A 26,749-nucleotide genomic window follows, 5' to 3' on the forward strand; every position below is an offset into this window, starting at 1 on the left:
ATCTTCTGAGGAGGCACAGATCGTCGTTTCAATGGCAGAAAGTATCAGCTTGCACGACGGATATGGCGCACAAGTATCGAAGTTGCGGCGGAAACGTCTTTACTCTTCAGCGCCTGAATGATCGCAGCGTGATCCGTATCGACGCGCTGCACCCATTTGGGCCGCCAATGTGCAAACAGGTGCCTGGCACTGGCGATGTGCAGGTCATCGACAGAATGCAAAAGGCGGGGCAACCCGCATGGTGTCAGGATGGCACGATGAAACACCCTGTTCCGCGCCTCCCACTGAGGCATGTTTTCTGCCTCATCACACGCCTTTCGTGCATCATCAGCGGCCTTCAGAGCAGATGGGGTCATGTTTTGCACGGAATACTGCATTGCCAGCGTTTCCAGCGCGACACGCATTTCGATCACCTCACGCACTTCGGCAGGGTCCAACGCGGTGACGCGCATGCCCTTTCGCGGCTCGCTTTTGGCCAATCCATGCGCCTCAAGCCGCAGCAGTGCTTCGCGCACCGGCACATGGCTGGTCTCAAAGTCGCGCGCGATATGGTCCTGACGCAGCTTTTCACCGGCAGGAAGATCGCCGGTGATGATTTTCTGGCTCAGGGCATTATAGATTGTGTCGGCAATGGTCGCGGTCATGAATTATAGATAAAATCCATGAACAACATCTACAAGCCGTATTCTCAACCTGTTAGCGGATCTGGCGCGATGTTCCCGCCGCAAATCAGCACTGCGACACGCTCACCCGGCTCCGGCTGGTAAGCGCCCGAAATCAGTGCGGCAAGCGCAGCAGCCCCTGCTGGTTCAACCAGTATTCGATGCGTCTGCCACAGAGTATTCTGGGCTTGCGTTATCGCATCATCAGAAACCAGAACCGAACTCATGCCTTGGGCCAGCCGAAAGCAAATATCACCAATTCTCCGTGCGCCCAGTGCGTTCGCTGCGATGCCCGAAACGGAAACATCAACCGGTTCGCCCGCGGCTAACGCCGCATTCAGCGCGCAAGAGGTTTCCGGTTCGATCGCCACGACTTTGCGCGCACCCTGAAACCACGCCAAGGCTCCGGCAATCAGCCCACCGCCGCCCACGGCCACCAATACTGTGTCCGCCTGCAAGCCCTGCGCGTCCCATTCAGCAAAACATGTCCCCTGCCCAGCCACCGTCGCTGGCGCATCATAGGCGTGGATTTGCATGGCGCCGGTGCTTTCCTCATGCGCCTGCGCCATGGTCAGTGCATTGGCGTATTCACCCGAAACAACACTCAGATCAGCCCCGATCCGCTTGATCAGCGCAATCTTGGAGGGACCTGCAAGTTCGGGCACAAAAATCTTCGCTGGGTAGCCCAGTGATTGCGCGGCATAAGCCGCTGCAGCACCGTGGTTGCCACCGGAAGCCGCCACGACGCCTGCCGCGGGCACATCCATGCTGAGCAGGGTATTGAACGCCCCGCGCGCTTTGAAGCTGCCGGTGTGCTGCATATGTTCAAGCTTTATTTCAATCGGATAGCCCGGAATGTGGCTTTCCATCACTGGCGTGACCTGTGCGTGTCCGGCAATGCGGTCCCGCGCTGCCAATATTTCACTTTTCCAATCCATTCTTGTCTTTCCGTGACTGGCACTCTGCCCGCGAACCCTATAGCTGTTTTGGAAACACGCAAGCAGGGAACCCCGTTTATGAGAGAAGATCGCCTCAGCCCCTTTCGCGACGCACAGACCGACCGCTCCACCGCGAGCGAAGTGCCGGATACGCCGCAGACGCGGTCTTCGGCCTACCGACTTGCTTTCGCTGATGATGACTTCCTGTGTCGGGATGAGCTGCGCCCCGTTCGCCTGCAACTCGAACTGCTAAAGCCCGAAATGATCATGACCGAGCGTGAGATCACCTCGACCATCGTCATGTTCGGTGGCGCGCGCATTCCGGAACCCGCTCAGAAACACACGGCGCGGACCGAGACCTTGGCCGGGCTGTCAAAATACTACGATGAAGCGCGTGAGTTTGCACGGCTGATGACCGAGAAGTCAAATCAGACAGGCTGCCGCGAAAATGTGATCGTCACCGGTGGCGGCCCCGGCGTGATGGAGGCGGGTAACCGTGGTGCACAGGATGCAGGCGGGTGTTCGATCGGCCTGAACATCGTGCTTCCGCACGAACAGGCTCCGAACCTGTATGTAACGCCCGATCTCAGCTTCAATTTCCACTACTTCGCCATCCGCAAGATGCACTTCCTTATGCGCGCTCGCGCCATCACCATCTTCCCCGGTGGCTTCGGCACCATGGATGAGCTGTTCGAATCCCTGACCTTGATCCAGACCGGCCGCATGGATCGCGTCCCTTTCCTGCTGTTCGGGCGTGAGTTCTGGGAAAAGGTCATCAACTGGGAAGCGCTGGCCGATGCGGGCACGATCTCGGACGAGGATCTTGACCTGTTCCGCTTTGTCGACACTGCGCAAGAGGCAGTCGAGATCATCGAGAACTGGGAACCCGCGCCCCCACGCGATGAAATACCGGGGCGCTGAGCCATGAGCCCGAAGACCGGAGAAATGTTGCACTTGCGCGGGAATGCTCTGAACAAGGGCGAGCCTGTGGCCCTGCCGTTGACCCAAAGCAGCATGTACCATCTGCCCGGCGCGCCGGATGGGCATGCCAGCTATGGCCGGGTCGACAACCCGACCTGGGTGCATCTGGAACACGTTCTGTCGCATCTCGAAGATGCACCCTGCCTCAGCTTTCCTTCGGGTATGGGTGCGATTTCGGCGGCCTTGTTTGCGACGGTCCAAGCCGGGTCACGGCTGCTGATCCCGTCCGACGGGTATTATGTGACGCGCCTTTTGGCTGATCGGTTCCTGTCAAATCTGGGCGTCTCGGTTATCGAACGCCCAACCACCGACTTTGCCGAAGGTGGCTTTGATGAATTCGATGTGGTGTTTCTGGAAAGCCCCTCGAACCCCGGTTTGGACATGCTTGATCTGCCAGTAATCGCCGAGGCCGTGCGCGAGGCCGGCGGCATCACCATCGCCGACAACACAACGATGACCCCATTGGGCCAGCGCCCACTGGACCTTGGCGTCGATGTGGTTGTGAGTTCAGATACCAAAGCGATGGGTGGGCATTCGGACCTGTTGATGGGTCATTTAGCCAGCCGCGATCCGCAAATCATGGAGCGAGTTGAGGAATGGCGCCGCGTCTCCGGTGCGATCCCGGGGCCACATGAAGCGTGGTTGCTACATCGGGGTTTGGAGACTCTGGATGTGCGGTTTGATCGGATGTGTAGCTCAGCACAAATACTGGCTGAACGGCTGGCGGCGCACCCGGCCGTGAAACAGATCCGCTATCCCGGACTGACCGATGATCCGGCGCACACATTGGCGACGGCTCAAACCACGCGCTTCGGGTTTCTGCTAAGCATCACGCTTGAGACCGAGAACAAAGCCGAACAGTTCATCAACAGCTGCCCACTGCTGCGTCCGGCTACATCCTTCGGCGGCGTCCACAGTTCGGCCGAGCGGCGCGCCCGTTGGGGGGATGCTGTCGATCCTGCTTTCATCCGCCTGTCCGTGGGGTGCGAACCGGTGGAAGAGTTGTGGCAGGCCATCGAGGCCAGTTTAGACGCGATATGACTATTTCTTAGGGTCGCGCAGTTCGGGAAACACGTAGATCGGCAGCACAATACTGCCGATCAGAGCGCCCAACCATACCAGCAAGGTTGCGGCCAACAGATTTGAGATACCGCCAATGGTCAGACCGGATGTGATCAGATCGGTGACCAGAAGGCCAACAAAGGTCACGATCAAGGCAATTCCGCCCTTCAGCGCCGGTGCCTTCTTTTCCCCCAGCTTCAGGATCAGCGGTTCGGCTATCACCTGGACCAGGGTGAACACGACTACCACCACGATGAAGGAAATCGGTCGGATCGCAAACTCTGACAGCAGCAAACTGGCCAACAACAGCCCGATGGCGTTCCCAGCCAGCAATGCCAGCACCGATTTGAGCCTGCGCGTCATGGGGTGATCTCCGTCAATGATCAATCTGAAACATCTTAATATTAGCAGAGCTTGACAGATTTACGAGACAATTTAGCCGCCTCTTCTTTTTGACCTGTTGAAATCAATTGATAAAATACCTTCATCAAGGCCAAACCCCACATCGACGAGAGGCAAGATGAGCGACGACCCCTATTCCGTACTTGGCGTCGCCAAAGACGCCAGCGATGCCGAGATCAAGAAAGCCTATCGGAAGATCGCCAAAGAATGCCACCCGGACCTCAAGCCGGGCGATGCCGAGGCAGAGGCCAAGTTCAAAGCCGCTGCTGCTGCTTATGACCTGCTGAAAGACCCCGAGACGCGCAAACGCTACGACAATGGCGAAATTGATGCGTCGGGTCAGGAACGTCCGCAGCAGCAGTATTATCGCGAATATGCCGAGGCTGCTGGCAACCCTTATCGCGGTCACGCGGCTGAACAGGACGATATGTCCGACATCTTTGCCGAATTCATGCGCGGGCGGGGTGGATATGGACAGCGCACGCAGGAGTTCCATGCACCGGGCCACAACCTGAACTACTCGCTGCAGATCAGCTTTCTTGACGCCGTTTTCGGAGCCAGCCAGAAATTGACCCTGCCAGATGGGAACCGGATTGAAGTGAAGATACCTGCGGGTATCACGACCGGGCAAACCATCCGCCTGCGTGGCAAAGGGGCCCCGGGGTACGGCGATGGGCCTCCCGGCGATGCGCTTGTGACGATCTCGGTTGCGGATCACCCGGTGTTCGACCGTCAGGGCGATGACATCCACATCACGCTGCCCATCACCATTGATGAGGCCGTTCTGGGTGGCAAGGTTCCCGCCCCCACCATCGACGGTGGCGTCAATGTCAGTGTCCCAGCGGGGACCAGCAGCGGCAAAACCCTGCGCCTGCGTGGCAAAGGGGTCAAGAAACGCGGCTCGTCCGAGCGGGGCGATCAGTTCATTGAACTGACCGTCGCAATGCCAGACAAGGTAGACGATGAATTGAAGCACTTCATGGAGACATGGCGCGAAACCCACGGCTATGATCCGCGCAAAGGAATGCCGTCATGAGCCGCACATTGACCGAAGCCGAACTGATCGACGCCATCGCCCGCCTGACTTCGGATCGCCTGACCGAATATCTGGCCGCTGAGATCGTGATCCCCGAGCAATCGGAGCAAGGTCTGCGATATCAGCGCATCGACGTTGCTCGTCTGGAACTGGCATGCGAACTGCATGACCAGTACGACATGGAGGCCGATGCACTGTCGATGATGATCTCTCTGATCGACCAGATGCATGGGCTGCGCGCCGAACTGCGCGAAGTTTTGAACGCGGTCGAGGCGCAACCGGAACCGGTTCGCCAACAACTGATCGAAGTGATCGGAACAGCGCGATTCCGTCGCAGTTAACGGGGTTTTGGGAGCCGGGATTTTGGCGTAGAAGGCGCCCTTGATCCTTAGCCCGGTATCCCCATGACCCAGTCCAGATCCGAATTGCTGATGCCTGCGGGCAATCTGCGTAAGTTGAAACTCGCCATCCTCTATGGCGCGGATGCGGTCTATTTGGGCACACCGGATATGTCGCTGCGCACTAAATCCGAGTTCTCGCTGGAAGAGGTGATAGAGGGAGTCGAGTTTTGCCACAACCATGGCCGGCGCGCGTACCTGACGCTGAACCTGTTCTCGCACAATAAGGACATTCCGAAGCTGGACGAATACATCGACACTGTCCGCAAGGTGAAACCTGACGGGCTGATCATCGCCGACCCCGGAGTGTTCCAATACGTCCGCGAACGCGCGCCGGAACTGCCGCTGCATATCTCGACGCAAGCCAATATCTGTTCGTGGTTGTCGGTGAAGTTCTGGCAGGATCAGGGGGCCGAGCTTGTGGTTCTGGCCCGCGAAGTCTCATACCCCGAATTGGTCGAGATTCGCGAGAAATGCCCCGATATCAAGCTTGAGGCGTTTGTGCACGGGGCCATGTGCATGACCTATTCGGGCCGCTGCCTACTGTCGAACTTCATGGCCGAACGCGGGGCCAATCAGGGCAACTGCGCCAATTCCTGCCGCTGGAACTATGGTCTGAAACTGCGTCTGAAAGATGGAACGCATCAGGAGCTGCGCATTACCGATGAAAACGCCGACCTATTCGAATTCCTGCTGGAAGAAGGCTGTCGCCCCGGTGATTTGATGCCCATCGAAGAGGATGATCGGGGATCCTACATCCTCAATTCCCGCGACCTGTGCATCATGCCCAAGCTGGATGAATACTTGAAGATCGGTGTCGACAGTCTGAAAGTCGAAGGGCGCGGTAAATCGGAGTATTATGCCGCCATCGTCGCGCGCGCCTATCGTATGGCCATCGACGACTATCACGCCGACCCCGAGAACTGGGACCCGAAGCCCTATATGCGTGAACTCGAAACAGTCGGGAACCGCGGCTACACGCTGGCTTTCCACGAAGGGCGCCTGACCAATTATGCACATGATTACGAACACACAGCCTCGATTGCGCAGTGGGAATATGCCGGGATCGTCACCGAGGTGACCGAGGATGCCTTTCTGGTCGAGGTGAAAAACAAGCTGGAACCGGGGGATGTATTGGATTTCGTCTCTCCGATTTCGCGCGAGACAGTTCTGCTGCGGGTCTATGACTTTGAACGCGCGCATGATGGGGCGCGGCTGGACGTTGTGCAAGGCAGTACCAAAACCATCATCCGCCTTCCCTTCACCCTGTTCGATCACGAGGATATCGACGATCTGCGCACCCGTTTCCCGGTCTACTCCGTCCTGCGCAAAGAACGTGCCCTGACCGACGAACATTGGAGCCGCATTCGGTTTGACAAGCTGGTGCAGGGGCTGGAAACCTCAGGTCGCGACAACCCTAAGGCCTATACCCGCCGTCGTGACGAGCTGGTCGAGAAAATCGGCGAAGACGGCAATGAGCGCCGCTTCAAAACCAATCGAATCGGAACCGAGGGATGTTGCGGCAAAGGCTGCAACGGCTGTTTGATCTTCTGGCAGGATGAGAAATACGCGCTCGCCCGCGAGGTCCTATCCAAACGCAAACAGGGTGAGCAACTCAGTCGTCAGGAAGCGACCGAGCTGAAGCTGCCTGACCCGGCGGCCTGAAGATCACTCTGCGACACGATACTCTTCGGGTACGTAAAACGTATAGTCCCGGTCCGCGACGGCCTCGTGGCAGACATGGCAGTAATCGACCTCTGACGCGCGAAAGCCCATCGTATCACCGAACAGCGAACCGTCCGGCATCACCATGATATAACGCCAGTCGGCTGTTTCCTGGTTGGTGCCTTCTGGCAGTTTCTCCATCACGAACAGGGCACCGGGATGGATATTGCCCTCATCTGTGACAGTCATACTGTCTTTGGCCAGGACCGAGCCTGCAGGCAGCTCTTCGCCTTCTTGCAATGTGCCGTAGTTGTGGGCCATGCGGTTCGCATAGCTGTTGACATAGCGCTGCCCATGCGTGGCCGAGATGTAGGGCGCATCGTTGAACAAAGGCCAGTTCTGATAGTTTCGGATCAAGTCCATCTGTGCCGCCGCATAACCCCGCGACATGCGTCGTATCAATGACTGATAGTGTTTCTGCGCTTGCTCCTTGGTCAGATCGGCTGGGTTTTCAATCGCCAAATGCGCATCCTGATCTTTGGTCTGAGCAGATGCCGCGTGGAGAACAAATCCCGAGATCGCCAGAACAGCTGCGATACCCAAGACTTGCCGGTGACTTACAATCATATTGTGGCCTCCCTGACTGATCAGTTCGCCTAAATGCCGCTTTGCTTCAGAAAAATGGTAGCGGCCTTAATTGGTGTTACCAGCACCGCCCCAGCAATCTCACCACCTTGTGTCTGTCGGTGAGTTCCCCATCCAGAGCGGGTCTGCGCCGAAGATACCAAATTTTGAACAAGGAAACAGCACTCAATTCATTAAGTTTTTCGCGTGAAGCCACGGCGCATGCCCTTAGCGGTTTAGCCCGGCTTCAGCCTCGATCTGCTTTCGCGATTTCCGGGCCCGTTCGGTGGCCGATTTTAACTGGCCACAGGCCGCCATGATATCCTCACCCCGCGTTTTGCGGATGGGTGAGGCATAGCCCGCCTGATAGATGATGTTCGCAAAGGCGCGGATACGATTGTTCGAGCTGCGCTTGTAGGGCGCGCCCGGCCATTCGTTGAACGGGATCAGGTTGATCTTGGCCGGGATGTTATGGCGCTTGATATGTGCGATCAGGCGATGCGCGTCTTCGTCGCTGTCGTTCACGCCATCCAGCATCACGTATTCGAACGTGATCCGTTCAGAATTCGACGCGTTGGGATAGCTGGCCAACGCCTGCAGCAGTTCCTCGATATTCCAGCGCTTGTTGATCGGAACAAGTACGTCGCGAGTTTCATCAGTGGTAGCGTGGAACGAGATCGCCAACAGGCATCCAATTTCTTCAGCCGTGCGCGCGATCTCGGGTACCACACCCGAGGTCGACAGCGTGATGCGGCGACGGGACAGAGAAATCCCCTCGGGGTCCATCGCGATCTTCATTGCGTCACGGACGTTTTCAAAGTTGTAAAGCGGCTCGCCCATACCCATCAGCACGATATTTGACAGCAGGCGTGTTTCATCTTTGGGCGCACCCGGTGTTGGCCATTCCTCAAGATCGTCACGCGCCATCATTACCTGCCCGACAATTTCGGCCGCTGTCAGGTTGCGCACCAATTTCTGCGTGCCCGTGTGGCAGAAGGAGCAGGTCAGAGTACAGCCCACCTGAGATGAAATGCATAGAGTTCCGCGATCATCTTCAGGGATATAGACAACCTCAACCTCATGCCCGCCCGCGATGCGGCACAGATACTTGCGGGTGCCGTCCTCTGAAACCTGACGGGTCACGACTTCGGGGATTTCGATTACGAACTGCTCGGCCAGTTGCGTGCGATAGGCCTTGGCCAGATTGGTCATCTCACCAAAATCACGCACACCCCATTGGTAGATCCATTGCCAAATCTGCCCCGTGCGCATCTTCGCCTGCTTTTCGGGCGTGCCGTGTTCAATTAGCGCCTCACGCAATCGATCGCGGGTCAAACCGACAAGGTTCATCTTCCCCTCGGGCAGTTTGCGGGGGATGGTCATGACGTCTTGAGTGATCGGCGCTTTGGGCGACATTGGCGTATCTCGGTGGATTCTGGCTTGGGATGCGCCTCTATATAGGAACACACGTAAAGATCAAAAGAATTCGTGCTTCAATTTGCGTAACGCAACAATTCGTCAACTCGCGCCCGGCCAAGGTCAACCCGACAGGCTGTGATGGCGATCCCCGTACCCGATCCTCCGCCGAACGAAGCACCTACCGCTTCGCACTGCGCATCGCGATAGGCCACCCACGCGTTTTGCGAGGCCTCCAGCGCAGGCACAGCGACGACCCGTCCGGTGACCTCGTCCAGTTCTTGTGCGGAGCCGAGCGCCAGCGAATAGCTGGAGTCTATCGCAGTGTTTACCCGCAATTCCATATTCGAAACACAAGATCCAATTTCCACCTGCGAACCGGCGTCAATACACTCCATAGTTGGATCCGCAATTGCGGATATCGGAAACATCAAAAAAACAAACGCCCATCGCATCCATCATTCCTCCAGACAGAGATATCTGTCTATCACAGATCAAGATGCGCGCCCAATCAAGATGGGCCACTAAAGCAGAAACTCAAGCGGCCCATTGTTGTTAGTTTACTGCGGGCGGGATGTAGCAATCTACTGCATCCAGGGTCTTTACGGGATCTTCCGGACCACATTGCTCACCCGTTATCGGATAGGTTTCCGATCCTTTCTCACAACCTGCAAGGATCACCGCAGACGCCATCAAGAGCACTGCCAGGTTTTTGCTTAAGTTCATTGCCGACTCCTCAACAAATTCTGAACTAATTAGTTCATAAAACGGGAACGCAGGCTTTGACACGGATCAAGAAACACCGCTCTACGTAGCGTAAATTTCTGAAAACACACAGGATCGGACCAAACAAATAAAACCCCGCCGGAAAGCGGGGTTTCGGAATTTGATCTGCTTGTGACTTAGTTCGTGCAGCGCGTTTCCGCGTCTTCAATCGCGGCCGTAAAGCCCAGCAACGAGAAAGTGTCCTTGGTCTGCGTACCACGTTCCGAACGGGCGGTCAGCACCGCCTCACTTCCGCGCTTCATCGCTGTGACGATCTTGGCATCATCCGAGGCGGTCGCAGGCCATGCCCACTCACCATCGGTGAACAGCTCGAACTCGCTGCCATCGACAACCAGATTGACAGTAGAACCAGACGCAAACGGATAGCCGCCGGTAAAGGTCACCTGCCCTTTAACCTCGGCATTCGGACGATAGAACACAAACAGCAGGATATCGCTGCGCCGAACGGAAACGACCCGGCCACCGCGTGTGTTCACGGTCTCTTTCGGGGCAGATACGCTCCAGCATTCGGTTGGGTCGTCCTCGACAAACACGCTCCAGTCCGTTTTTGCAGCGACGCGATTGGTACTGGTTGCCTGCTGAGCAATTGCCGTTGTCGCCATTCCTGCCATGCACAGGCCCGCGATCACGCGGACGAGCTTTAATCCCATCGGTTCAGCCTCCTAGCCCGACCTATTACCTCATACCCATCGGAAATACGTGCGAACTCTGCCGGTTCGTCTGTTCAGTTGCGTATTCCGATGATTGTCGACATACACACACTAACGCAGGTTTCGCCACAGGCGAAAGGGCGATTGGCAGATTTTTGCGCATGATTGATGGGGTGGACATGACACAAGCCGTACCAATGACAGAACTCTGGCGCGGGTCACTGTTAGAAAGCCTGCATATGGGCCATGCAGTGATCTGTGACGATAGTGGTCAGATCGTGCGCAGCTGGGGTGATCCAAACGCGGTGATCTATCCCCGTTCCTCGGCCAAAATGATCCAGGCCCTGCCGCTGATTACCTCGGGTGCGGCTGCAAAATACGGTTTGAACAGCGAGCATCTGGCTCTGGCTTGTGCCTCGCACAATGGTGCACAAATCCATACGGATCGTGTTTCCGCCTGGCTGGATCACCTCGGTCTGTCCGAGCCTGACTTGCGCTGTGGCCCGCAGGAACCGCAGGACATGGCGGCCCGCGACGGGCTGATTCTGGCTGACGATACGCCTTGCCAGATTCACAATAATTGCTCAGGCAAGCATTGCGGTTTCCTGACTTTGACGCAGCATATGGGGGCCGGGCCGGAATACTTGGAAATCGACCATCCAGTTCAGCAGGCCTGCCTGTCCGCCATCGAGGAAACCACTGGCGAGACCAGCCCAACCTATGGGATCGATGGTTGCTCCGCCCCAAATTTTGCGACTTCTCTGGTGGGACTTGCGCGATCGATGGCTTGGTTTGCCTCTGCCGCAGACCGTTCGGACCGCTCCAGCGAAGCAGCGGTACAGCTCACAGAAGCAATGGTGAAACATCCCGAACTTGTCGCAGGTGAAACTCGCGCTTGTACCGAGTTGATGCGAGCGATGAACGGGCGCGTTGCAATCAAGACAGGGGCCGAGGCCGTCTTTGTTGCCATTATCCCTGAACAGCGAATGGGCGTTGCGCTAAAAATCACTGACGGCACTACCCGCGCCAGCGAATGCGCCATCGCCGCGATTCTAGTGCATTTAGGTGTGCTAGAGGCCGATCACCCGGCCACCCTCAAATTCATGAACGCCACGCAATACAGCCGCCGCGGGTTGGAATGTGGTGTAATCAAACCCTCATCGGGATTCCCCGGCTGAGGCTTACATCTCGATCTCGTGCACCTCGGCCACTTCGACCGAGCCCGAGCCATTCACGACCATCGGGCAGCCTTTGGCCATCTCGGTTGCAGTCTCAATGCTGTCGGCCTTCACCACCGTGAAACCTGAGGCCGGATTTGATCCGCCATTGTCTTCAACCCCTCCGCTGCTGACCGTGTAGGACTGGCCTACAGGATTTCCCGGAATCTCTAATGAGCCGCCGATTTCCTGAAACCAAGCGCCCCAAGCGGCCATGGTCGCCTCGATCTCGGCGGGATCGGTTGGGGTGTGACCCCCGTGATAAACAAACAAATATTGGGGCATATCGCTCCTCCCTGATGAAAACCTATTTGCAAAGTGCTTCGAGTTTGCGCAGCGACGATGTCCAGCCTTCGTTGTGGTTCGTGGCCGACTCGGCATCGACAAGTTCACGGTGATCAACCACCAGCCGTGATCCGCTGTTGGTCGCGGTAACCGAAAAGGTCACATGGCTTTCCGCACCGCGCTGGTCCTGATCGTCATGCCAAGCCCACGTAAATCCAACAGATTTTGGTCGATCGATATGGGTAACATGACCCGAGACTTTGAACTGCTGACCCTCGCCATTCTGCATAACCGAATACCAGGGACCAATGCGCGAAAAGTCGAGATCATGTTCCGGTACATGCAACCCTTCGGGCCCCCACCACTGCAGAAGTTTCGCACCATCGCTGACCCATGCGAACAGGACCTCGGGACTAACGGGAAAATCTCGTTCCAGTTTCAGGTCGGCCATGAATTTTCCCTTTCAATAAGCTCTTCCAAACGGTCGAGGCTGCTTTCCCAGAAATGTCGTTTCGAAATCGTCCATTCGGCTATCGCGCGCAGCCCCTCGGGCTGCACCGAATACATCCGTTGCGTGCCGTGTACCCGCTGCTGCACCAACCCGGCCTCGCGCAAAACCTTCAAATGGCGCGAGATCGCGGCCCCTGACATGCCCTTGCCTTCTATCAAATTACCGACGGGCAGTTCGCCTTCGTCCATCAGTTGCTCGACAATCGAGAACCGAGTGGCATCAGACAAAGCGGAGAATGTGACCAGAAGCGTATTCATGGCTTTATTTAACACAATAGTTAAATTAAAGGAAGCCCCTTAGAGGCCTTGAAATTCTGACCTGCCATAGCCCTGCAAATACAACAACGCTGTCAGATCGCCGTGATTTATGCGGACATCACATTCGGCAGCGACCGAAGGCTTGGCGTGCAACGCGACACCCGTCCCCGCCCGACCCAACATTCCCAGATCATTCGCTCCATCGCCAACGGCAATCACGTCAACCTCGGAGATACCTAGGCGTGTTGTGATCTGCTCCAATGCCTCTATTTTGGCCTGTCGCCCAAGAATGGGCCGCTTCACGTCGCCGGTAAGCTTGCCATCCTCAGCCAGCAATGTATTCGCCCGGTTCTCATCAAACCCAAGCTCTTCGGCGACCTTAGCCGTAAAAGCCGTGAACCCACCCGAGACCAGCGCTGCATAGACCCCATTCGCGCGCATCGTGGCAAGTAACGCCTTGCCGCCGGGCATCAGCGTGATCCGTTCATTCAGAACCTTGCCGATCACGCTTTCATCCAGCCCTTTCAATAAGCCCACACGCTCAGTCAGCGCACCTTCGAAATCCAGCTCGCCGTTCATTGCTCGCGCGGTGATGTCCTTGACCCGATCACCGACACCAGCCTCATCCGCCAGTTCATCGATGCATTCCTGTTGGATCATGGTGCTGTCCATATCGGCCAGCAGCATCTTTTTCCGGCGACCGTCAGCTTTTTGCACGACCAGGTCCACGCCCATCTCTTGCAACTCGCCCCAAACGTCCCAGCGATTGTAGGGAATTTCTGGCAGGGAAAACTCGGCCGCCTCATCGAGGCTCAGCCAGTTCGCATCACCCCCGCCCCATGCATTCCGCAACGACTCAACCAGCGTCGCCTCTAAAGAAGGGGCCGCAGGGTTGGTCAGCAGAGTAGCTACATACATGTCAGGCCTCCGATTAGCGCACCTGCGGGATATCGCAGGTGCAGCATTTTCACCAGAGGCAGATTGATCTAACCGAGAATACCAGGCAGGCGCAGCCCATGTTCGCGAGCGCAGTCTTTCGCGATCTCATACCCCGCATCTGCGTGACGCCAGACCCCCGAGGCAGGGTCGTTCCACAGAACACGCTCCAATCGCCGCGCGGCATCTTCGGTACCATCTGCACAGATCACCATACCCGCGTGCTGACTAAAGCCCATGCCCACGCCGCCGCCATGATGCAGCGAGACCCAGGTCGCACCGCTGGCCGTATTGATCAGAGCGTTCAACAGCGGCCAATCCGATACTGCGTCCGAGCCGTCCAGCATCGCCTCGGTCTCACGGTTCGGGCTGGCGACCGAGCCCGAGTCCAAATGATCACGCCCAATGACAACAGGCGCTTTCAACTCACCATTGGCCACCATTTCGTTGAACGCCAACCCAGCGCGATGACGATCGCCAAGGCCGATCCAGCATATACGTGCGGGCAGACCCTGAAACGCAATGCGTTCCTGCGCCATATCCAGCCAACGATGCAGGTGTTCGTTCTCGGGGAATAGCTCCTTCATCTTGGCGTCGGTCTTGTAGATATCCTCGGGGTCACCCGACAATGCACACCATCGGAACGGGCCGATGCCCTTGCAGAACAGCGGCCGGATATAGGCGGGCACAAAGCCGGGGAAGGCAAAGGCATTCTCCAAGCCTTCATCCTGCGCCACCTGACGGATGTTGTTGCCGTAATCCAGCGTCGGAACGCCCGCGTTCCAGAAATCGACCATTGCAGCGACATGCTGTTTCATCGAGGCACGGGCGGCCTTTTCAACCGCTTTAGGATCAGTTTCGCGCTTGTCCTTCCACTGCGCCATGCTCCAGCCAATCGGCAGATACCCATTGATCGGGTCATGGGCGCTGGTTTGGTCAGTGACGATATCGGGGCGCATGCCACCGGCCTGCATCCGCGCATAAATTTCGGGGAACACCTCAGCCGCATTGCCTAGCAGACCCACAGATTTCGCCTCGCCCGCCTTGGTCCAGCTGTCGATCATCTCAAGCGCTTCATCGAGAGTCTCGGCTTTTTCGTCCAGATACTTGGTGCGCAGGCGGAAATCGATCGAGTCCGGATTGCACTCGACCGCCAAACAACTGGCCCCGGCGAACACCGCCGCCAGAGGCTGCGCGCCACCCATGCCGCCCAGACCGCCGGTCAGAATCCATTTGCCAGTCAAGTCGCCGCCATAGTGCTGACGGCCAGCCTCGGCAAAGGTTTCATAGGTGCCCTGTACGATGCCCTGCGTACCGATATAGATCCACGAACCGGCCGTCATCTGGCCGTACATCATCAGCCCCTTCTTATCGAGCTCGTTGAAGTGATCCCAATTGGCCCAATGAGGCACGATGTTTGAGTTGGCGATCAGAACCCGAGGCGCATCCTTATGGGTGCGGATGATCGCCACCGGTTTGCCCGACTGGACGATCAGGGTTTCATCCTCTTCCAGATCTTTCAGCCCTGCGACGATCCGGTCGAAATCGTTCCATGTCCGCGCCGCGCGACCGATGCCGCCATAAACCACCAGCTCGTGCGGGTTTTCGGCCACATCCGGATGCAGGTTATTCATCATCATCCGCAACGGCGCTTCGGTCACCCAGCTTTTTGCGTTCAGTTCGGGGCCGGTGGGCGGATAGATATCGCGGGTATTCTTGCGAGGATCGGTCATGTCAAAGCTCCAATGCAGTGTCTTGGATGGCGTCGAGAATATCCACCAACCAGCGACGCAGGCGCTTGGCTTTCGCCTCGTCAAACGCCCACGGAGGGGTTTCGGCGGACAGATAGGTAGATTGCGCCAGCTCCATCTGGATCGCGTGTTGGCCCTCATCAGGACGGCCATAGTGGCGGGTCGTCCAACCCCCTCGGAATCGCCCGTTCAGGACGGTGCTGTAAGGGGAGGAATGCGAAAATTCATAGGCCGCGGCCTCAATGCCGGGGGCACAGGTCGCGCCACCATCGGTGCCGATGTTCATATCCGGCAGGGTGCCTTCAAACAGGAACGGAATCTTGCTGCGGATCGAGTGGCAGTCAAACAAGATCGCAACGCCGTGTATTGCCCGCACCCTTTCAAGCTCTTGCTCAAGCGCGTTGTGGTAGGGCGCGTGGTAGGCGGTTCGACGTACCTCGATCTCATCGACTGAGGGCTCCTGCCCCTCGGCCCAGATCGGCTGACCGTCAAAATCGGTCAACGGCACCAGAGTTGTTGTGTTCTGCCCAGGATACAATGATACACCCGCAGGGTCTCGATTAGCGTCAATGACATAGCGGTGGATATGGGATTGCACGACCGTCGCGTTGGCAACGAGCCCATCGTAGAGCTGATTGATATGCCAATCCGTATCCGCCAGCGCCTGCCCATTCGCATTCAGTCGCGCGGCAATGTCGTCGGGTACATGCGTGCCGCCATGCGGCTGTCCCAGCACGATGGGCCCATCGCCACGCTGAACACTGAAAACCTGCATCACGACAGCTCCGGCATGGGCATTGCAGCTGCCTGCAGAATAGTTCCGCTTTCGACTAGGGACTTCGCGGTTTCCAATTCGGGTGCCAGATAGCGATCATCGCCAAGCGACGGGATATCGTCGCGCAAACGCCCAACCACGCTGGTCAGCGCTTTGCTGGTCGCCAGAGGCGCACGGAACTCGATGCCTTGCGCGGCGCAGAGCAGTTCGATCCCCAGAATATAGTTCAAATTATCAACCATCCGGCCTAAACGCCGCGCCCCGTGCGCCGCCATCGAGACGTGGTCTTCCTGATTGGCCGATGTAGGTGTGCTGTCGGTCACACATGGGTTGGCCAGATGTTTGTTCTCGCTCATCAACGCAGCCGTTGTGACCTCGGCGATCATCAGACCCGAGTTCAGCCCCGGCTCGGGCGTCAGGAAGGGCGGCAGATCAAAGCTAAGCGCCGGGTCGACCATTAATGCGATCCGACGCTGTGCGATCGCCCCGATCTCTGACAGGGCCAAAGCAATCATATCGGCGGCAAAGCCTACCGGCTCGGCGTGGAAATTCCCGCCCGAGATGATTGCATCCGGATCAGTCAGAACCAGCGGATTATCAGTGGCCGCGTTGGCCTCAGTTACAAGAGTTGCGGACGCCTGCCGGATCACATCCATCGCTGCGCCGGTCACCTGTGGTTGGCAGCGGATGCAATATGGATCCTGCACTCGCGTATCCCCATCACGGTGACTTTCGCGGATCTCAGAGCCCTCCAGAGTGGCCCGCATCGCCGCCGCCGCTTCGATCTGCCCACGATGCCCGCGCAACGCGTGAATCTCGGGTTGCAGAGGGGCGGTGGATCCCATGATCGCATCAGTTGAAGCCGCCGAAATCACCAGCGCATTTTGTGCTGAACGCCAACCTTCGAACAATCCGGCCAGAGCAAAGGCAGTCGAAAACTGCGTCCCGTTGATGAACGCAAGGCCCTCCTTTGGACCAAGTTGAATCGGCTCTAGCCCAGCTGTTTTCAGAGCCTCTGCACCCGGCATAACAACACCGTTCACCTTTGCCTCGCCCTCACCGATCACCACAGCGGTCATATGGGCCAGTGGCGCAAGATCGCCAGACGCGCCGACCGAACCCTGTGCCGGGATCACAGGTGTCACACCACACGCCAGCATCTGTTGCAGCAATTCGACAAGTTCCCAGCGGACACCCGAAGCACCTCGGCCGAATGACAGCAACTTCAGTGACATCATCAGCCGCGCCAGACGACGCGGCACTGCCGGACCCACCCCGCAACAATGGCTGAGGATCAGGTTGCGCTGCAGGGTTGAGGTATCTTTGGCCGCAATCTTGTGACTCGCCAGTTTGCCAAAGCCGGTGTTGACGCCATAGACGGGCTCGGTCCCTTCGGCAGCCTGCGCAATGCGGGCAGCAGCGACCTCAACCTTGGGTCGGCAGGCGGCGTCCAGCGAAATGGCGGCTTCGGTCCAGTAGATCTGGGCAAGCTGATCCAGCGAAACCTGACCAGGGACAAGCAACAGAGGTGTCATTCCAGACCTCCAAAAATACGTTTATGCAGAGGGTTGAAACCGATGCGATAGGACAGTTCTGCAGGATGAGTGGCATCCCAGACGGCCAGATCAGCGCGCAATCCGGGCGCGATCACGCCGGTATCATCCAGACCCAAAGCGCGGGCCGCGACGTGGGTAACACCTGCCAATGCTTCTTCAGGCGTCATGCGAAATAAAGTGCACCCCATGTTCATTGTTAGCAGCAGAGAAGTCAGGGGTGAGGACCCCGGATTGCAATCGGTCGCTAGTGCCATGGGAACATTCTTCTGGCGCAACAATTCAATCGGCGGAGCTTGCGTTTCATGCAGCGTATAAAACGCGCCGGGCAGCAAGACCGCGACCGTTCCGGCCCTGGCCATGGCGGCAACACCTTCGGCGTCCAGATATTCGATATGATCAGCGGATAGCGCTCCGTAAGCTGCCGCCAGCTTAGCCCCACCTAGATTTGAAAGTTGCTCAGCATGCAGCTTCACCGGTAGGCCAAGCTCTTGCGCGACAACAAAAACCCGTTCGATCTGTGTGGGATCAAATGCAATGCCTTCGCAGAACCCATCCACTGCGTCCACCAGCCCTTCGGTATGGGCCGCGCGCAGTGTCGGAATGCAGACCTCGTCAATATAGGCGTCATCCCGACCCGCATATTCTGGCGGAACGGCATGTGCGCCAAGAAAACTGGTGTTGACCCGAATAGGGCGCTCCCGCGCAATTCGGCGCGCCGCGCGCAACATACGCAGTTCGGTTTCGGTATCGAGCCCATAACCCGACTTCACCTCGATGCAGGACACACCTTCGGCCAGCAATGCGTCCACGCGCGAAAGCGCGCCTGCAAGCAGCTCTTCTTCTGTTGCTGCCCGCGTGCCGTTTACGGTCGACAGGATGCCTCCACCCGCGCGGGCAATTTCTTCGTAGGTCGCGCCCTTCAGGCGCATTTCGAACTCAACCGCGCGGTTGCCGCCAAACACAACATGAGTATGAGCATCAATCAGAGCAGGCGTGATCAAGCGGTCACCATAGTCGTTCTGCGGCCACTCGGCATATGACGGCGGCATTGCCGACCGAGCGCCAACCCAAACGATTTCCGACCCATCGATGGCAATCGCACCATCCTCGATCATCCCATAGGATTGGTCGCCCCCCATGGTGGCTACATGTTTGCTACGAAGAACAGTTTTTTTCGTCATGGCGATTCTTTTGGGCTCCCCCTGCGCTTGATTTTTTCGTATACGGCTAAAAATATAAAGTCTACACAAAATGGAATTACGATGACGGTTCATGCTAAAACGGCCCTGTTAGGCTCTGAGTGGGTGCACAACCTACGAGTCGAAATCGAAGACGGTCGGATCGCTGCGCTGAAATCAGGGACCGAGCCAAAACCCGAAGACACTCGGGTCGACGTGTTGCTGCCCGCTTTGGCGAACCTGCACAGCCATGCCTTTCAACGCGCCATGGCGGGCATGACCGAAACGCGCGTAGCAGGGCGCGAAAGCTTCTGGACCTGGCGTACCTTGATGTACCGATTTCTGGACCGCCTCACTCCTGCACAGATCGAGGCCATTGCTGCATTGGTCTATATGGAGATGCAGGAAGCCGGGTATGCTGCGGTCGGGGAATTCCACTACGTCCACCACCAACCCGGCGGCACGCCTTATGCGCAGTTGTCTGAGCTGAGTCAGCGCATCTTCTCGGCAGTCAGCCAAACCGGGATTGGATTGACACATCTACCGGTGCTCTACACCTATGGCGGCGTCGCGCAAGAGCCTCTGACCGGTGGTCAATTGCGGTTCGGCAATGATGTGGAAAGGTTCCTGCAGCTTGTCGAGGACTGTAAGCCGCTGATGCCTTATGCAGACAGCCAGATCGGCATCGCGCCGCACTCTCTGCGTGCGACCTCGCCTGATGATCTACGGCAAGTGCTGAACGCTACCCCACGAGGCCCGGTGCACATCCACATCTCTGAACAAGAGAAGGAGGTCACGGATGTAGAAGCCGCTCTGGGTCAACGACCGGTAGATTGGCTGCTGAGCAACGTGGATGTGAACGAACGATGGTGCCTGATCCATGCCACTCATATGACAGACGATGAAACCCGCGCTCTTGCCCGATCCGGGGCTGTGGCCGGTCTTTGCCCGATCACAGAGGCCAATCTGGGGGATGGTATTTTCAATGGTGCCGTCTACATCGAGCAGGGCGGTGCCTTTGGTGTCGGTTCAGACTCGAATGTGCGTATTTCGCTGCCCGAGGAATTGCGTACGCTGGAGTATTCTCAACGTCTGCGCGACAAGGCCCGCACTGTGCTGGTACGTGGCGAAGGCTCGGTCGGTCAAACGCTGTATACCGGAGCCGCCCGCGGTGGCGCACAGGCGCTGGGGCGCGACGCCGGAGAGATCGCAATAGGTCATCTGGCCGATCTGGTTGCGATCGATCGAAGTCACCCCACCCTGTGTACTTTGCGCGACGATCAATTGATTGACGGCCTGAGCTTTGCCGCGCCTGACGGAACAGTGACCGACCTTTGGTCTGCCGGGCGACATCAGGTGCGCGGCGGGCGCCATATCGCCCGCGATGCGATCCTGAACAATTATCGTGCCGCGATAAATGACCTTTTGGAAGACATCTGAACTGATATGACCCAAACCAGCGACACAACCAGCTACAAAGACATTAAGCAAACCGTCCTGCGCCGGATCCGCTCGGGCGAGTTGCAGCCCGACGCTCTGCTTCCCAATGAGCAAGAATTAGCGGTCGAGTTTTCGTGCACCCGCACCACAGTCAACAGAGCACTGCGGGAACTGGCGGATGAAGGGTTTCTTGAACGGCGCCGAAAGGCAGGCACCCGGGTCCTTAGCGCACCGCAGCGACAGGCGCGCTTCACAATTCCTCTGGTCCGAGATGAAATCGAAGCGGCGGGCGGAACCTATCGCTACGCTCTTGTGTCATGTGAAACGCAGATCGCCTCAGACTGGCTGGCGGCCCGGTTGGCCCTACGTGCTGATCAAAGTGTGATGCAAGTGCGATGCATGCATTTCTCCGGCAATTCACCGTTTCAGTTCGAAGACCGCTGGATCGTGATAGACAGCGTACCTCAGGTCACGCAGGCAGATTTCACTAGCGTCGGACCCAATGACTGGCTGGTGCAAACAGTCCCGTTCACCAATGTCGAGTTGACCTTTCTGGCCAGCCGCGCAGATACCACTTTGGCCGGATTTCTGGACGTTCCCGAGGGTGAACCCGTTTTTACTGCCGAGCGTATCACATGGCTGCAGGGTCAGCCGGTAACGTTTGCCAAGATGTATTTTGCGGCCGGATATCGGATGACAACCGAGTTCTGATTGTCCGGGCTTTACGCTTCCCCAATTCCACGACAGATTTGCTGCAGAATGTGCGCGTCTGCTGGAAAGGATATCGGGATGGGCAACCCGCTTTATGATCGTTTGCTGGGCATCCATGCAGGCAAGGATACGCCATTTTTGCACCTTCCGGATGGTCAGACTTTGACCCATGCCACGTTTCTGGACACGGCGGCCCGTCTGGCCAACACCATGACAGGACTGGAAATGGAACCGGGCGACCGCGTGGCGGTGCAGGTGGAGAAATCCGTTGAGGCACTGGCGCTTTATGCCGCCTGTGTCCAAGCGGGGCTGATCTTTCTACCTCTCAATACGGGCTATACGACGCAAGAGCTAAGCTATTTCATCGAAAACAGCGGAGCCTCACTGGTGGTGTGCGATGAGGCAAACGAGGCAGGGCTTGCCGAGATCGTGCAAAAGAACAATGCCCGGCTTGAAACGCTGAACGCCGACGGTTCAGGCAGCCTGATGCGACGCGCCCTAGGAATGCTTCCAGCCTTTCAGCCGGTCCACCGATCAGAAGATGATCTGGCTGCGTTTCTATATACTTCAGGCACGACGGGGCGTTCGAAAGGGGCAATGCTGACGCAGGCGAATCTGCTGTCGAACGCGGAGACCCTTGTGCAGGAATGGCGATTCACAGATGATGACGTGCTGTTGCACGCGCTGCCGATCTTTCACACGCATGGACTGTTTGTTGCGACAAATGTCGTCCTCGCATCGGGCGGGTCGATGATATTTCTGCCGAAGTTCGACCTGGAAGATATGTTACGCCTGATGCCACAGGCAACGGCGATGATGGGGGTGCCGACGTTTTACACCCGCCTGCTAAGCGACGACCGCTTCGCCCAAGATCTGACCCAGGATATGCGGCTGTTCATCTCAGGTTCAGCGCCTTTGCTGGCAGATACCCACGTTCAATTTGAAGACCGCACAGGTCATCGCATTCTGGAACGCTATGGCATGACCGAGACGAACATGAACACTTCTAACCCCTATGACGGCGAACGCCGGGCGGGAACGGTCGGATTTCCCCTGCCGGATGTTGAACTGAAGGTCACAGACCCCAAAACAGGTCAAACCCTAGCAGATGGTGAGATCGGCATCATCGAGGTGCGCGGTCCCAATGTGTTTCAGGGCTACTGGCAAATGCCCGACAAAACCGCCGCAGAACTGCGCGAAGACGGATTCTTCATCACCGGTGATCTGGGGCGGATCGATGAAGATGGCTATGTCCATATCGTCGGGCGTGGCAAAGACCTGATCATCTCGGGCGGGTATAATATCTACCCCAAAGAGATCGAGCTGCTGCTAGACGAACAACCCGGCGTGCTGGAAAGCGCGGTAATTGGCGTCCCGCATCCGGATTTCGGAGAAACCCCGGTTGGCATTCTGGTCCCTACCCCCGGTCATACGCCAGATATCGAGGCCATCATGGGTGCGGTTCGGGACGCGCTCGCCCGGTTCAAACATCCCCGCCAGTTGATCCTGCTGGACGAGCTCCCCCGCAACACAATGGGCAAGGTGCAAAAGAACATCCTACGTGACCGCTGCAAAGACCTTTTCACCAAGACCTGATCTTCAAGGCAAAAGCGCAACGCGACCCTTGTCCGTCAACAACCAGCAATCCTGTCCTTCGAGCACCGCAACGCCAACCGGACGGCCATACCCTGCGCCGCTATCCAGGTTGATGCGATTGCCGTAATGCGTTGATTGATCCACCGGCGTATGCCCATGGACGATCAGTTTCGGATGCGGACCTCGGTGGTTGTGAAAGGTTTGCCTGATCCAGACCAGATCATTTTCCCGTTGTTCGCTCAGCGGAATACCGGGCCGAATGCCCGCATGGACAAAAGCAATCTCGCGCGTTTGATGCATGGCGATGAGCCCTTGCAGAAATATCCGATGCGCATCGGGAACCGCACCCCGCGCTGTTGCATGCAGATCCTCGAGCCGTGTCTGCTGATCGAAGAACACGCCATAGCTTTGTAGTGTTTCGACACCACCCAACCGCTCGTGCAGCCAATGATACCCGACCAACATATGCGGATCGTGACGCGGGACATCTTCGAGGAACCATGAAAACATCCGGTCATGGTTGCCCAGCAGAGTGATCCAGCGCTTGCCCACATCGCGACCAGCGATCAGCCGATCCAGAACGCCCCGGCTGTCGGGGCCCCGATCAACGTAATCGCCCAGATACACGATCTCGGCATCGGGGCCGCCATCGCGTTCGATCAGCGCCAAGGAGCGCTCGAACTCATCCACGCGGCCGTGCAAATCTCCAATTGCGTAGATCGGATTGGTCATCAGCTTCCCCTCGGGCAATGGTGATTGCCGCACTTCTGGCGCAAAATCAGCACTTTGAAAAGGCGATGCCCACGCTTTGGACAAGCGCGGGCATCAATCTGTCACAGAAGTTCAACAGCGACCGTCAGGCCACGTCAAACTCCAACGGTTTGATCTGAGTAAACAGACCTGTCTCGGCGAGTTTGGCGCGCGCCTCGGCTGGTACCGGTTCATCAACATAAAGCAACGCAATCGCCTCACCGCCGGCTTCGGATCGTCCAAGAGTAAAGTTCGCGATGTTCACATCGTTCTCGCCCATGGTCTGTCCTAAAGCACCAATGATGCCCGGCACGTCTTCGTTAGTCGTATAGAGCATATGCGCCCCGATCTCGGCATCGATATTGATGCCCTTGATCTGAATAAACCGCGGCTTGCCGTCGCTGAACACCGTGCCACCGATTGAGCGTTCACGCTTTTCAGTCACCACAGTGACCTTGATATAGCCTTCGAACGCACCGGATTTGTCCTGATTGGTGGTCGATATCTGGATGCCACGCTCTCTCGCGACAACCGGGGCCGAGACCATGTTCACCTCGGGATTGAATTTCTTCATGATTCCGGCAACGACCGAACAATTCAACGCAGCCAGGTTCATGTTCGCAGCGACACCGTCATAGAGGATGTTGATTGCCTTGATCGGCTCATCCGTCATCTGACCAATGAAGCTGCCCAGATGCCCGGCCAGCTTGATCCACGGCCCCATGACCTTGGCCTCCTCTGCCGTCACACTGGGCATGTTCAGTGCGTTCTCGACCGCTCCGGTCAGCAGGTAATTCGAGATCTGCTCGGCCACTTGCAGCGCCACGTTCTCCTGCGCCTCAGTCGTGGCCGCACCCAAGTGCGGTGTGCAAACCACATTGGGTAGGTTGAACAGGGCGTTCTCCTTGGCCGGTTCCTCACTGAACACGTCAAAGGCCGCACCGGCGACATGACCCGATTGCAACGCCTCGGCCAGCGCGTCCTCGTCGACCAGACCGCCACGGGCGCAGTTGACAATGCGCACGCCTTTCTTGGTCTTGGCCAGATTCTCACGGCTGAGGATATTGCGCGTCTGATCGGTCAGCGGCACGTGCAGAGTGATAAAGTCAGCGCGGGCCAGAAGCTCGTCCAGTTCGACCTTTTCCACACCCATCTGCGCGGCTTTCTCTTCGCCAAGATAGGGATCATAGGCGACGACCTTCATCTTCAGACCCAAAGCACGCTCGCATACGATGCCACCAATGTTGCCCGCGCCGATCACGCCCAGGGTCTTGTTGGTCAGCTCAATCCCCATGAACTTGGACTTTTCCCACTTGCCCGCATGGGTCGAGGTACTGGCCTCGGGGATTTGCCGCGCCACGGCAAACATCATCGCGATGGCATGCTCGGCGGTGGTGATCATGTTGCCGAACGGTGTGTTCATCACGATGACGCCTTTTTTCGAGGCCGCATCCTTGTCGATATTGTCGGTGCCGATCCCGGCACGACCAATAACTTTTAACTTGTCTGCCTTCTCCAGAATGGTTGGCGTGACTTTGGTGGCAGAACGGATGGCGAGGCCGTCATAATGACCGATCACCTCGGCCAGTTTGTCTTTGTCCTTTCCCAGATCGGGCATGAAATCCACGTCGATGCCACGGTCGTGGAAGATTTGTACGGCGGTTTCGCTCAGCTTGTCAGAGACGAGTACTTTGGGAGCCATATTTTTGGTCCTTGAACATTGTGGAAGGTCCGGGCCGGATGCGGCCCGGTAGAAAAGGTCAGGCAGCTTCGGTTTGCGCTGCAATCTCGGCTTCAAAAGCCCATGCAAGCCAGGGCAGCATCGCCTCGATATCTGATGTCTCAACCGTGCCGCCGCACCAGATGCGCAGACCCGCAGGCGCGTCGCGATAGGCACCGATATCAAGCGCAATGTTTTCGGCCTCAAGCCGTTTGGCGACGGCTTTGGCAAAAACGGCACCATCTTGAATGCGCGTATCGGTGAACTTCAGACAGACCGACGTATTTGATTGAGTTGTCGAGTCTTCGGCCAGATTGGCGATCCAGTCATTTTGGTCGCAGAACGCATGAACCGCGCCAGCATTGGCATTCGCACGAGCAATCAGCCCCTGCAAGCCTCCGACTGAACGCGCCCAGTCCAACGCGAAAAGGTAATCCTCAACCGCGAGCATTGAGGGTGTGTTGATCGTCGCGCCGGTGAATATCCCATCAATCAACTTGCCACCTTTGGTCAGGCGGAAGATCTTCGGCAATGGCCATGACGGGGTGTAACTCTCCAAGCGCTCGACCGCGCGCGGAGACAGGATCAGCATCCCATGAGCCGCCTCTCCGCCTAGTACCTTCTGCCAGCTGAACGTTGTCACATCCAACTTGTCCCATGGCAAGTCCATCGCGAACGCAGCGGATGTCGCGTCACAGATCGTCAGACCCTGACGATCATCGGCAATCCAGTCGCCATCTGGGACCCGCACACCCGAAGTCGTTCCGTTCCATGTGAACACCACATCGTTGGCGAAATCGACGGACGCGAGATCAACGATCTGCCCGTACTCGGCGGTTTTCACTTCAGCGTCGATTTTCAGTTGCTTGACCACATCAGTCACCCAACCCGCGCCAAAGCTTTCCCAGGCCAGCATTTCAACTTTGCGCTCACCCAGCAAAGACCAAAGCGCCATCTCAACCGCACCGGTGTCCGAGGCTGGTACAATGCCGATGCGATAATCCGCCGGTATGCCTAGAATCTCTCGCGTGCCTTCAATGGCCGCCTTCAGCTTGTCCTTGCCGACCGCAGCCCGATGCGAGCGGCCCAAGGCGGCATCCGCCAGTTTGGTCAGATCAAATGTGGGGGGTTTGGCACAGGGGCCCGAGGAAAAACGCGGGTTGGCCGGCCGCGTCGCCGGTTGTTCAATAGTCATGTGTATTACCCTTCCAGATACACGCCCCTCGTTGGGGAGGGGTGTCCCACGCACAGAGGTATGGGTCGTTTGCACCTGCAGCAAGCGTAAAAGACGCTTCATCAGCGGAAAACGACACTGGAAATAGGCTCAGATCGGAACACAGGTTTCCGATGGGCGAAAACCCCCGCCAGTTGGCGGGGGTTTATTGATTGAGGTTTATTCTGCTGCGTCCATGTATTCGGTCATTGGCGGGCATGTGCAGATTAGGT

28 protein-coding genes are annotated in these 26,749 nt (G+C 57.4%); 9 read left to right on the forward strand and 19 right to left on the reverse strand.

Annotated elements, in window-relative coordinates:
* Window positions 1-44 precede the first annotated feature (44 nt).
* Window positions 45-644 carry a GntR family transcriptional regulator gene (locus ACRZ9U_RS16805; protein WP_480902445.1) on the reverse strand — a complete coding sequence of 200 codons (600 nt, stop codon included), beginning with the start codon at window positions 642-644 and terminating at the stop codon, window positions 45-47.
* A 44-nt stretch (window positions 645-688) separates the two neighbouring features.
* A complete protein-coding gene (locus tag ACRZ9U_RS16810; protein WP_170406823.1) occupies window positions 689-1,600 on the reverse strand; it encodes a threonine/serine dehydratase in 912 nt (303 codons plus the stop codon).
* A gap of 78 nt (window positions 1,601-1,678) precedes the next feature.
* On the opposite strand from ACRZ9U_RS16810, the gene ACRZ9U_RS16815 reads away from it, so the two are divergent.
* Both ACRZ9U_RS16815 and ACRZ9U_RS16820 read left to right on the forward strand, forming a co-directional pair.
* Complete coding sequence (locus tag ACRZ9U_RS16815) at window positions 1,679-2,521, forward strand: LOG family protein (RefSeq protein WP_170399048.1); 843 nt, start codon at window positions 1,679-1,681, stop codon at window positions 2,519-2,521.
* Window positions 2,522-2,524: 3 nt separating this feature from the next.
* Window positions 2,525-3,622 (forward strand): cystathionine gamma-lyase, encoded by a 1,098-nt coding sequence (locus ACRZ9U_RS16820; protein WP_170406827.1) that lies wholly within the window; start codon window positions 2,525-2,527, stop codon window positions 3,620-3,622.
* On the opposite strand, the gene ACRZ9U_RS16825 is transcribed toward ACRZ9U_RS16820, so the two are convergent.
* Window positions 3,623-4,006 (reverse strand): hypothetical protein, encoded by a 384-nt coding sequence (locus ACRZ9U_RS16825; protein WP_170399056.1) that lies wholly within the window; start codon window positions 4,004-4,006, stop codon window positions 3,623-3,625.
* 157 nt (window positions 4,007-4,163) lie between these two features.
* On the opposite strand from ACRZ9U_RS16825, the gene ACRZ9U_RS16830 reads away from it, so the two are divergent.
* From ACRZ9U_RS16830 to ACRZ9U_RS16840, 3 genes are all read left to right on the forward strand, one after another.
* Window positions 4,164-5,081, forward strand: a complete 918-nt coding sequence (locus tag ACRZ9U_RS16830; RefSeq protein WP_170399059.1) for a DnaJ C-terminal domain-containing protein — start codon at window positions 4,164-4,166, stop codon at window positions 5,079-5,081.
* Window positions 5,078-5,422 carry a hypothetical protein gene (locus tag ACRZ9U_RS16835; protein ID WP_170406831.1) on the forward strand — a complete coding sequence of 115 codons (345 nt, stop codon included), beginning with the start codon at window positions 5,078-5,080 and terminating at the stop codon, window positions 5,420-5,422. The genes ACRZ9U_RS16830 and ACRZ9U_RS16835 overlap by 4 nt, the downstream gene beginning before the upstream one ends.
* A gap of 63 nt (window positions 5,423-5,485) precedes the next feature.
* Window positions 5,486-7,144 (forward strand): U32 family peptidase, encoded by a 1,659-nt coding sequence (locus ACRZ9U_RS16840; protein WP_170406834.1) that lies wholly within the window; start codon window positions 5,486-5,488, stop codon window positions 7,142-7,144.
* Window positions 7,145-7,147: 3 nt separating this feature from the next.
* On the opposite strand, the gene ACRZ9U_RS16845 is transcribed toward ACRZ9U_RS16840, so the two are convergent.
* The 5 genes from ACRZ9U_RS16845 to ACRZ9U_RS16865 all read right to left on the reverse strand — a co-directional run bounded on the left by ACRZ9U_RS16845 (window position 7,148) and on the right by ACRZ9U_RS16865 (window position 10,620).
* Window positions 7,148-7,771 (reverse strand): cytochrome P460 family protein, encoded by a 624-nt coding sequence (locus ACRZ9U_RS16845; RefSeq protein ID WP_170406837.1) that lies wholly within the window; start codon window positions 7,769-7,771, stop codon window positions 7,148-7,150.
* A gap of 225 nt (window positions 7,772-7,996) precedes the next feature.
* Window positions 7,997-9,184 carry a dual-specificity RNA methyltransferase RlmN gene (gene rlmN / locus ACRZ9U_RS16850; RefSeq protein WP_170406840.1) on the reverse strand — a complete coding sequence of 396 codons (1,188 nt, stop codon included), beginning with the start codon at window positions 9,182-9,184 and terminating at the stop codon, window positions 7,997-7,999.
* A 77-nt stretch (window positions 9,185-9,261) separates the two neighbouring features.
* Entirely contained in the window at window positions 9,262-9,582 is a 321-nt protein-coding gene (locus ACRZ9U_RS16855) for a lysozyme inhibitor LprI family protein (protein WP_170406843.1), read from the reverse strand.
* Window positions 9,583-9,739: 157 nt separating this feature from the next.
* On the reverse strand, window positions 9,740-9,910 hold the full coding sequence (locus ACRZ9U_RS16860; protein ID WP_170406846.1) for a hypothetical protein: 171 nt from the start codon (window positions 9,908-9,910) through the stop codon (window positions 9,740-9,742).
* Window positions 9,911-10,086: 176 nt separating this feature from the next.
* Complete coding sequence (locus tag ACRZ9U_RS16865) at window positions 10,087-10,620, reverse strand: invasion associated locus B family protein (RefSeq protein WP_170399079.1); 534 nt, start codon at window positions 10,618-10,620, stop codon at window positions 10,087-10,089.
* A gap of 179 nt (window positions 10,621-10,799) precedes the next feature.
* On the opposite strand from ACRZ9U_RS16865, the gene ACRZ9U_RS16870 reads away from it, so the two are divergent.
* A complete protein-coding gene (locus ACRZ9U_RS16870; RefSeq protein WP_170406849.1) occupies window positions 10,800-11,798 on the forward strand; it encodes an asparaginase in 999 nt (332 codons plus the stop codon).
* 3 nt (window positions 11,799-11,801) lie between these two features.
* Here ACRZ9U_RS16870 and ACRZ9U_RS16875 read toward each other — a convergent pair whose 3' ends face one another.
* The 8 genes from ACRZ9U_RS16875 to hutI all read right to left on the reverse strand — a co-directional run bounded on the left by ACRZ9U_RS16875 (window position 11,802) and on the right by hutI (window position 19,089).
* Window positions 11,802-12,122: a YciI family protein gene (locus ACRZ9U_RS16875; RefSeq protein WP_170406852.1), complete on the reverse strand. Its 321-nt coding sequence runs from the start codon at window positions 12,120-12,122 to the stop codon at window positions 11,802-11,804.
* Window positions 12,123-12,144: 22 nt separating this feature from the next.
* Window positions 12,145-12,573, reverse strand: a complete 429-nt coding sequence (locus ACRZ9U_RS16880) for an SRPBCC family protein (protein WP_170399086.1) — start codon at window positions 12,571-12,573, stop codon at window positions 12,145-12,147.
* Complete coding sequence (locus tag ACRZ9U_RS16885) at window positions 12,561-12,890, reverse strand: metalloregulator ArsR/SmtB family transcription factor (protein WP_170399088.1); 330 nt, start codon at window positions 12,888-12,890, stop codon at window positions 12,561-12,563. Before ACRZ9U_RS16885 ends, ACRZ9U_RS16880 begins: the two co-directional genes overlap by 13 nt.
* A gap of 39 nt (window positions 12,891-12,929) precedes the next feature.
* Window positions 12,930-13,808 carry a phosphoserine phosphatase SerB gene (gene serB, locus ACRZ9U_RS16890; protein WP_170406855.1) on the reverse strand — a complete coding sequence of 293 codons (879 nt, stop codon included), beginning with the start codon at window positions 13,806-13,808 and terminating at the stop codon, window positions 12,930-12,932.
* A gap of 68 nt (window positions 13,809-13,876) precedes the next feature.
* Entirely contained in the window at window positions 13,877-15,559 is a 1,683-nt protein-coding gene (gene hutU / locus ACRZ9U_RS16895) for a urocanate hydratase (protein ID WP_170406859.1), read from the reverse strand.
* 1 nt (window position 15,560) lies between these two features.
* Window positions 15,561-16,352: an N-formylglutamate deformylase gene (hutG, locus tag ACRZ9U_RS16900; RefSeq protein ID WP_480887436.1), complete on the reverse strand. Its 792-nt coding sequence runs from the start codon at window positions 16,350-16,352 to the stop codon at window positions 15,561-15,563.
* On the reverse strand, window positions 16,352-17,887 hold the full coding sequence (gene hutH, locus ACRZ9U_RS16905; RefSeq protein WP_170406865.1) for a histidine ammonia-lyase: 1,536 nt from the start codon (window positions 17,885-17,887) through the stop codon (window positions 16,352-16,354). Before hutH ends, hutG begins: the two co-directional genes overlap by 1 nt.
* Window positions 17,884-19,089, reverse strand: a complete 1,206-nt coding sequence (gene hutI, locus ACRZ9U_RS16910) for an imidazolonepropionase (RefSeq protein WP_170406870.1) — start codon at window positions 19,087-19,089, stop codon at window positions 17,884-17,886. Before hutI ends, hutH begins: the two co-directional genes overlap by 4 nt.
* Before the next feature lie 81 nt (window positions 19,090-19,170).
* On the opposite strand from hutI, the gene ACRZ9U_RS16915 reads away from it, so the two are divergent.
* The 3 genes from ACRZ9U_RS16915 to ACRZ9U_RS16925 all read left to right on the forward strand — a co-directional run bounded on the left by ACRZ9U_RS16915 (window position 19,171) and on the right by ACRZ9U_RS16925 (window position 22,833).
* A complete protein-coding gene (locus tag ACRZ9U_RS16915; protein ID WP_170406872.1) occupies window positions 19,171-20,526 on the forward strand; it encodes a formimidoylglutamate deiminase in 1,356 nt (451 codons plus the stop codon).
* 6 nt (window positions 20,527-20,532) lie between these two features.
* Window positions 20,533-21,237: a GntR family transcriptional regulator gene (locus ACRZ9U_RS16920; protein ID WP_170406875.1), complete on the forward strand. Its 705-nt coding sequence runs from the start codon at window positions 20,533-20,535 to the stop codon at window positions 21,235-21,237.
* A 78-nt stretch (window positions 21,238-21,315) separates the two neighbouring features.
* On the forward strand, window positions 21,316-22,833 hold the full coding sequence (locus ACRZ9U_RS16925; protein WP_170406878.1) for a malonate--CoA ligase: 1,518 nt from the start codon (window positions 21,316-21,318) through the stop codon (window positions 22,831-22,833).
* A gap of 3 nt (window positions 22,834-22,836) precedes the next feature.
* On the opposite strand, the gene ACRZ9U_RS16930 is transcribed toward ACRZ9U_RS16925, so the two are convergent.
* The 3 genes from ACRZ9U_RS16930 to ACRZ9U_RS16940 all read right to left on the reverse strand — a co-directional run bounded on the left by ACRZ9U_RS16930 (window position 22,837) and on the right by ACRZ9U_RS16940 (window position 26,498).
* The gene (locus ACRZ9U_RS16930; RefSeq protein ID WP_170406881.1) at window positions 22,837-23,565 is read right to left on the reverse strand and encodes a metallophosphoesterase family protein; all 729 of its coding nucleotides are present in this window, start codon (window positions 23,563-23,565) and stop codon (window positions 22,837-22,839) included.
* A gap of 124 nt (window positions 23,566-23,689) precedes the next feature.
* The gene (serA, locus tag ACRZ9U_RS16935; protein WP_480902457.1) at window positions 23,690-25,285 is read right to left on the reverse strand and encodes a phosphoglycerate dehydrogenase; all 1,596 of its coding nucleotides are present in this window, start codon (window positions 25,283-25,285) and stop codon (window positions 23,690-23,692) included.
* Window positions 25,286-25,343: 58 nt separating this feature from the next.
* A complete protein-coding gene (locus ACRZ9U_RS16940; protein ID WP_170406887.1) occupies window positions 25,344-26,498 on the reverse strand; it encodes a phosphoserine transaminase in 1,155 nt (384 codons plus the stop codon).
* Between the last annotated feature and the right edge of the window lie 251 nt (window positions 26,499-26,749).

It is taken from the genome of Ruegeria sp. D7 (assembly GCF_056534355.1).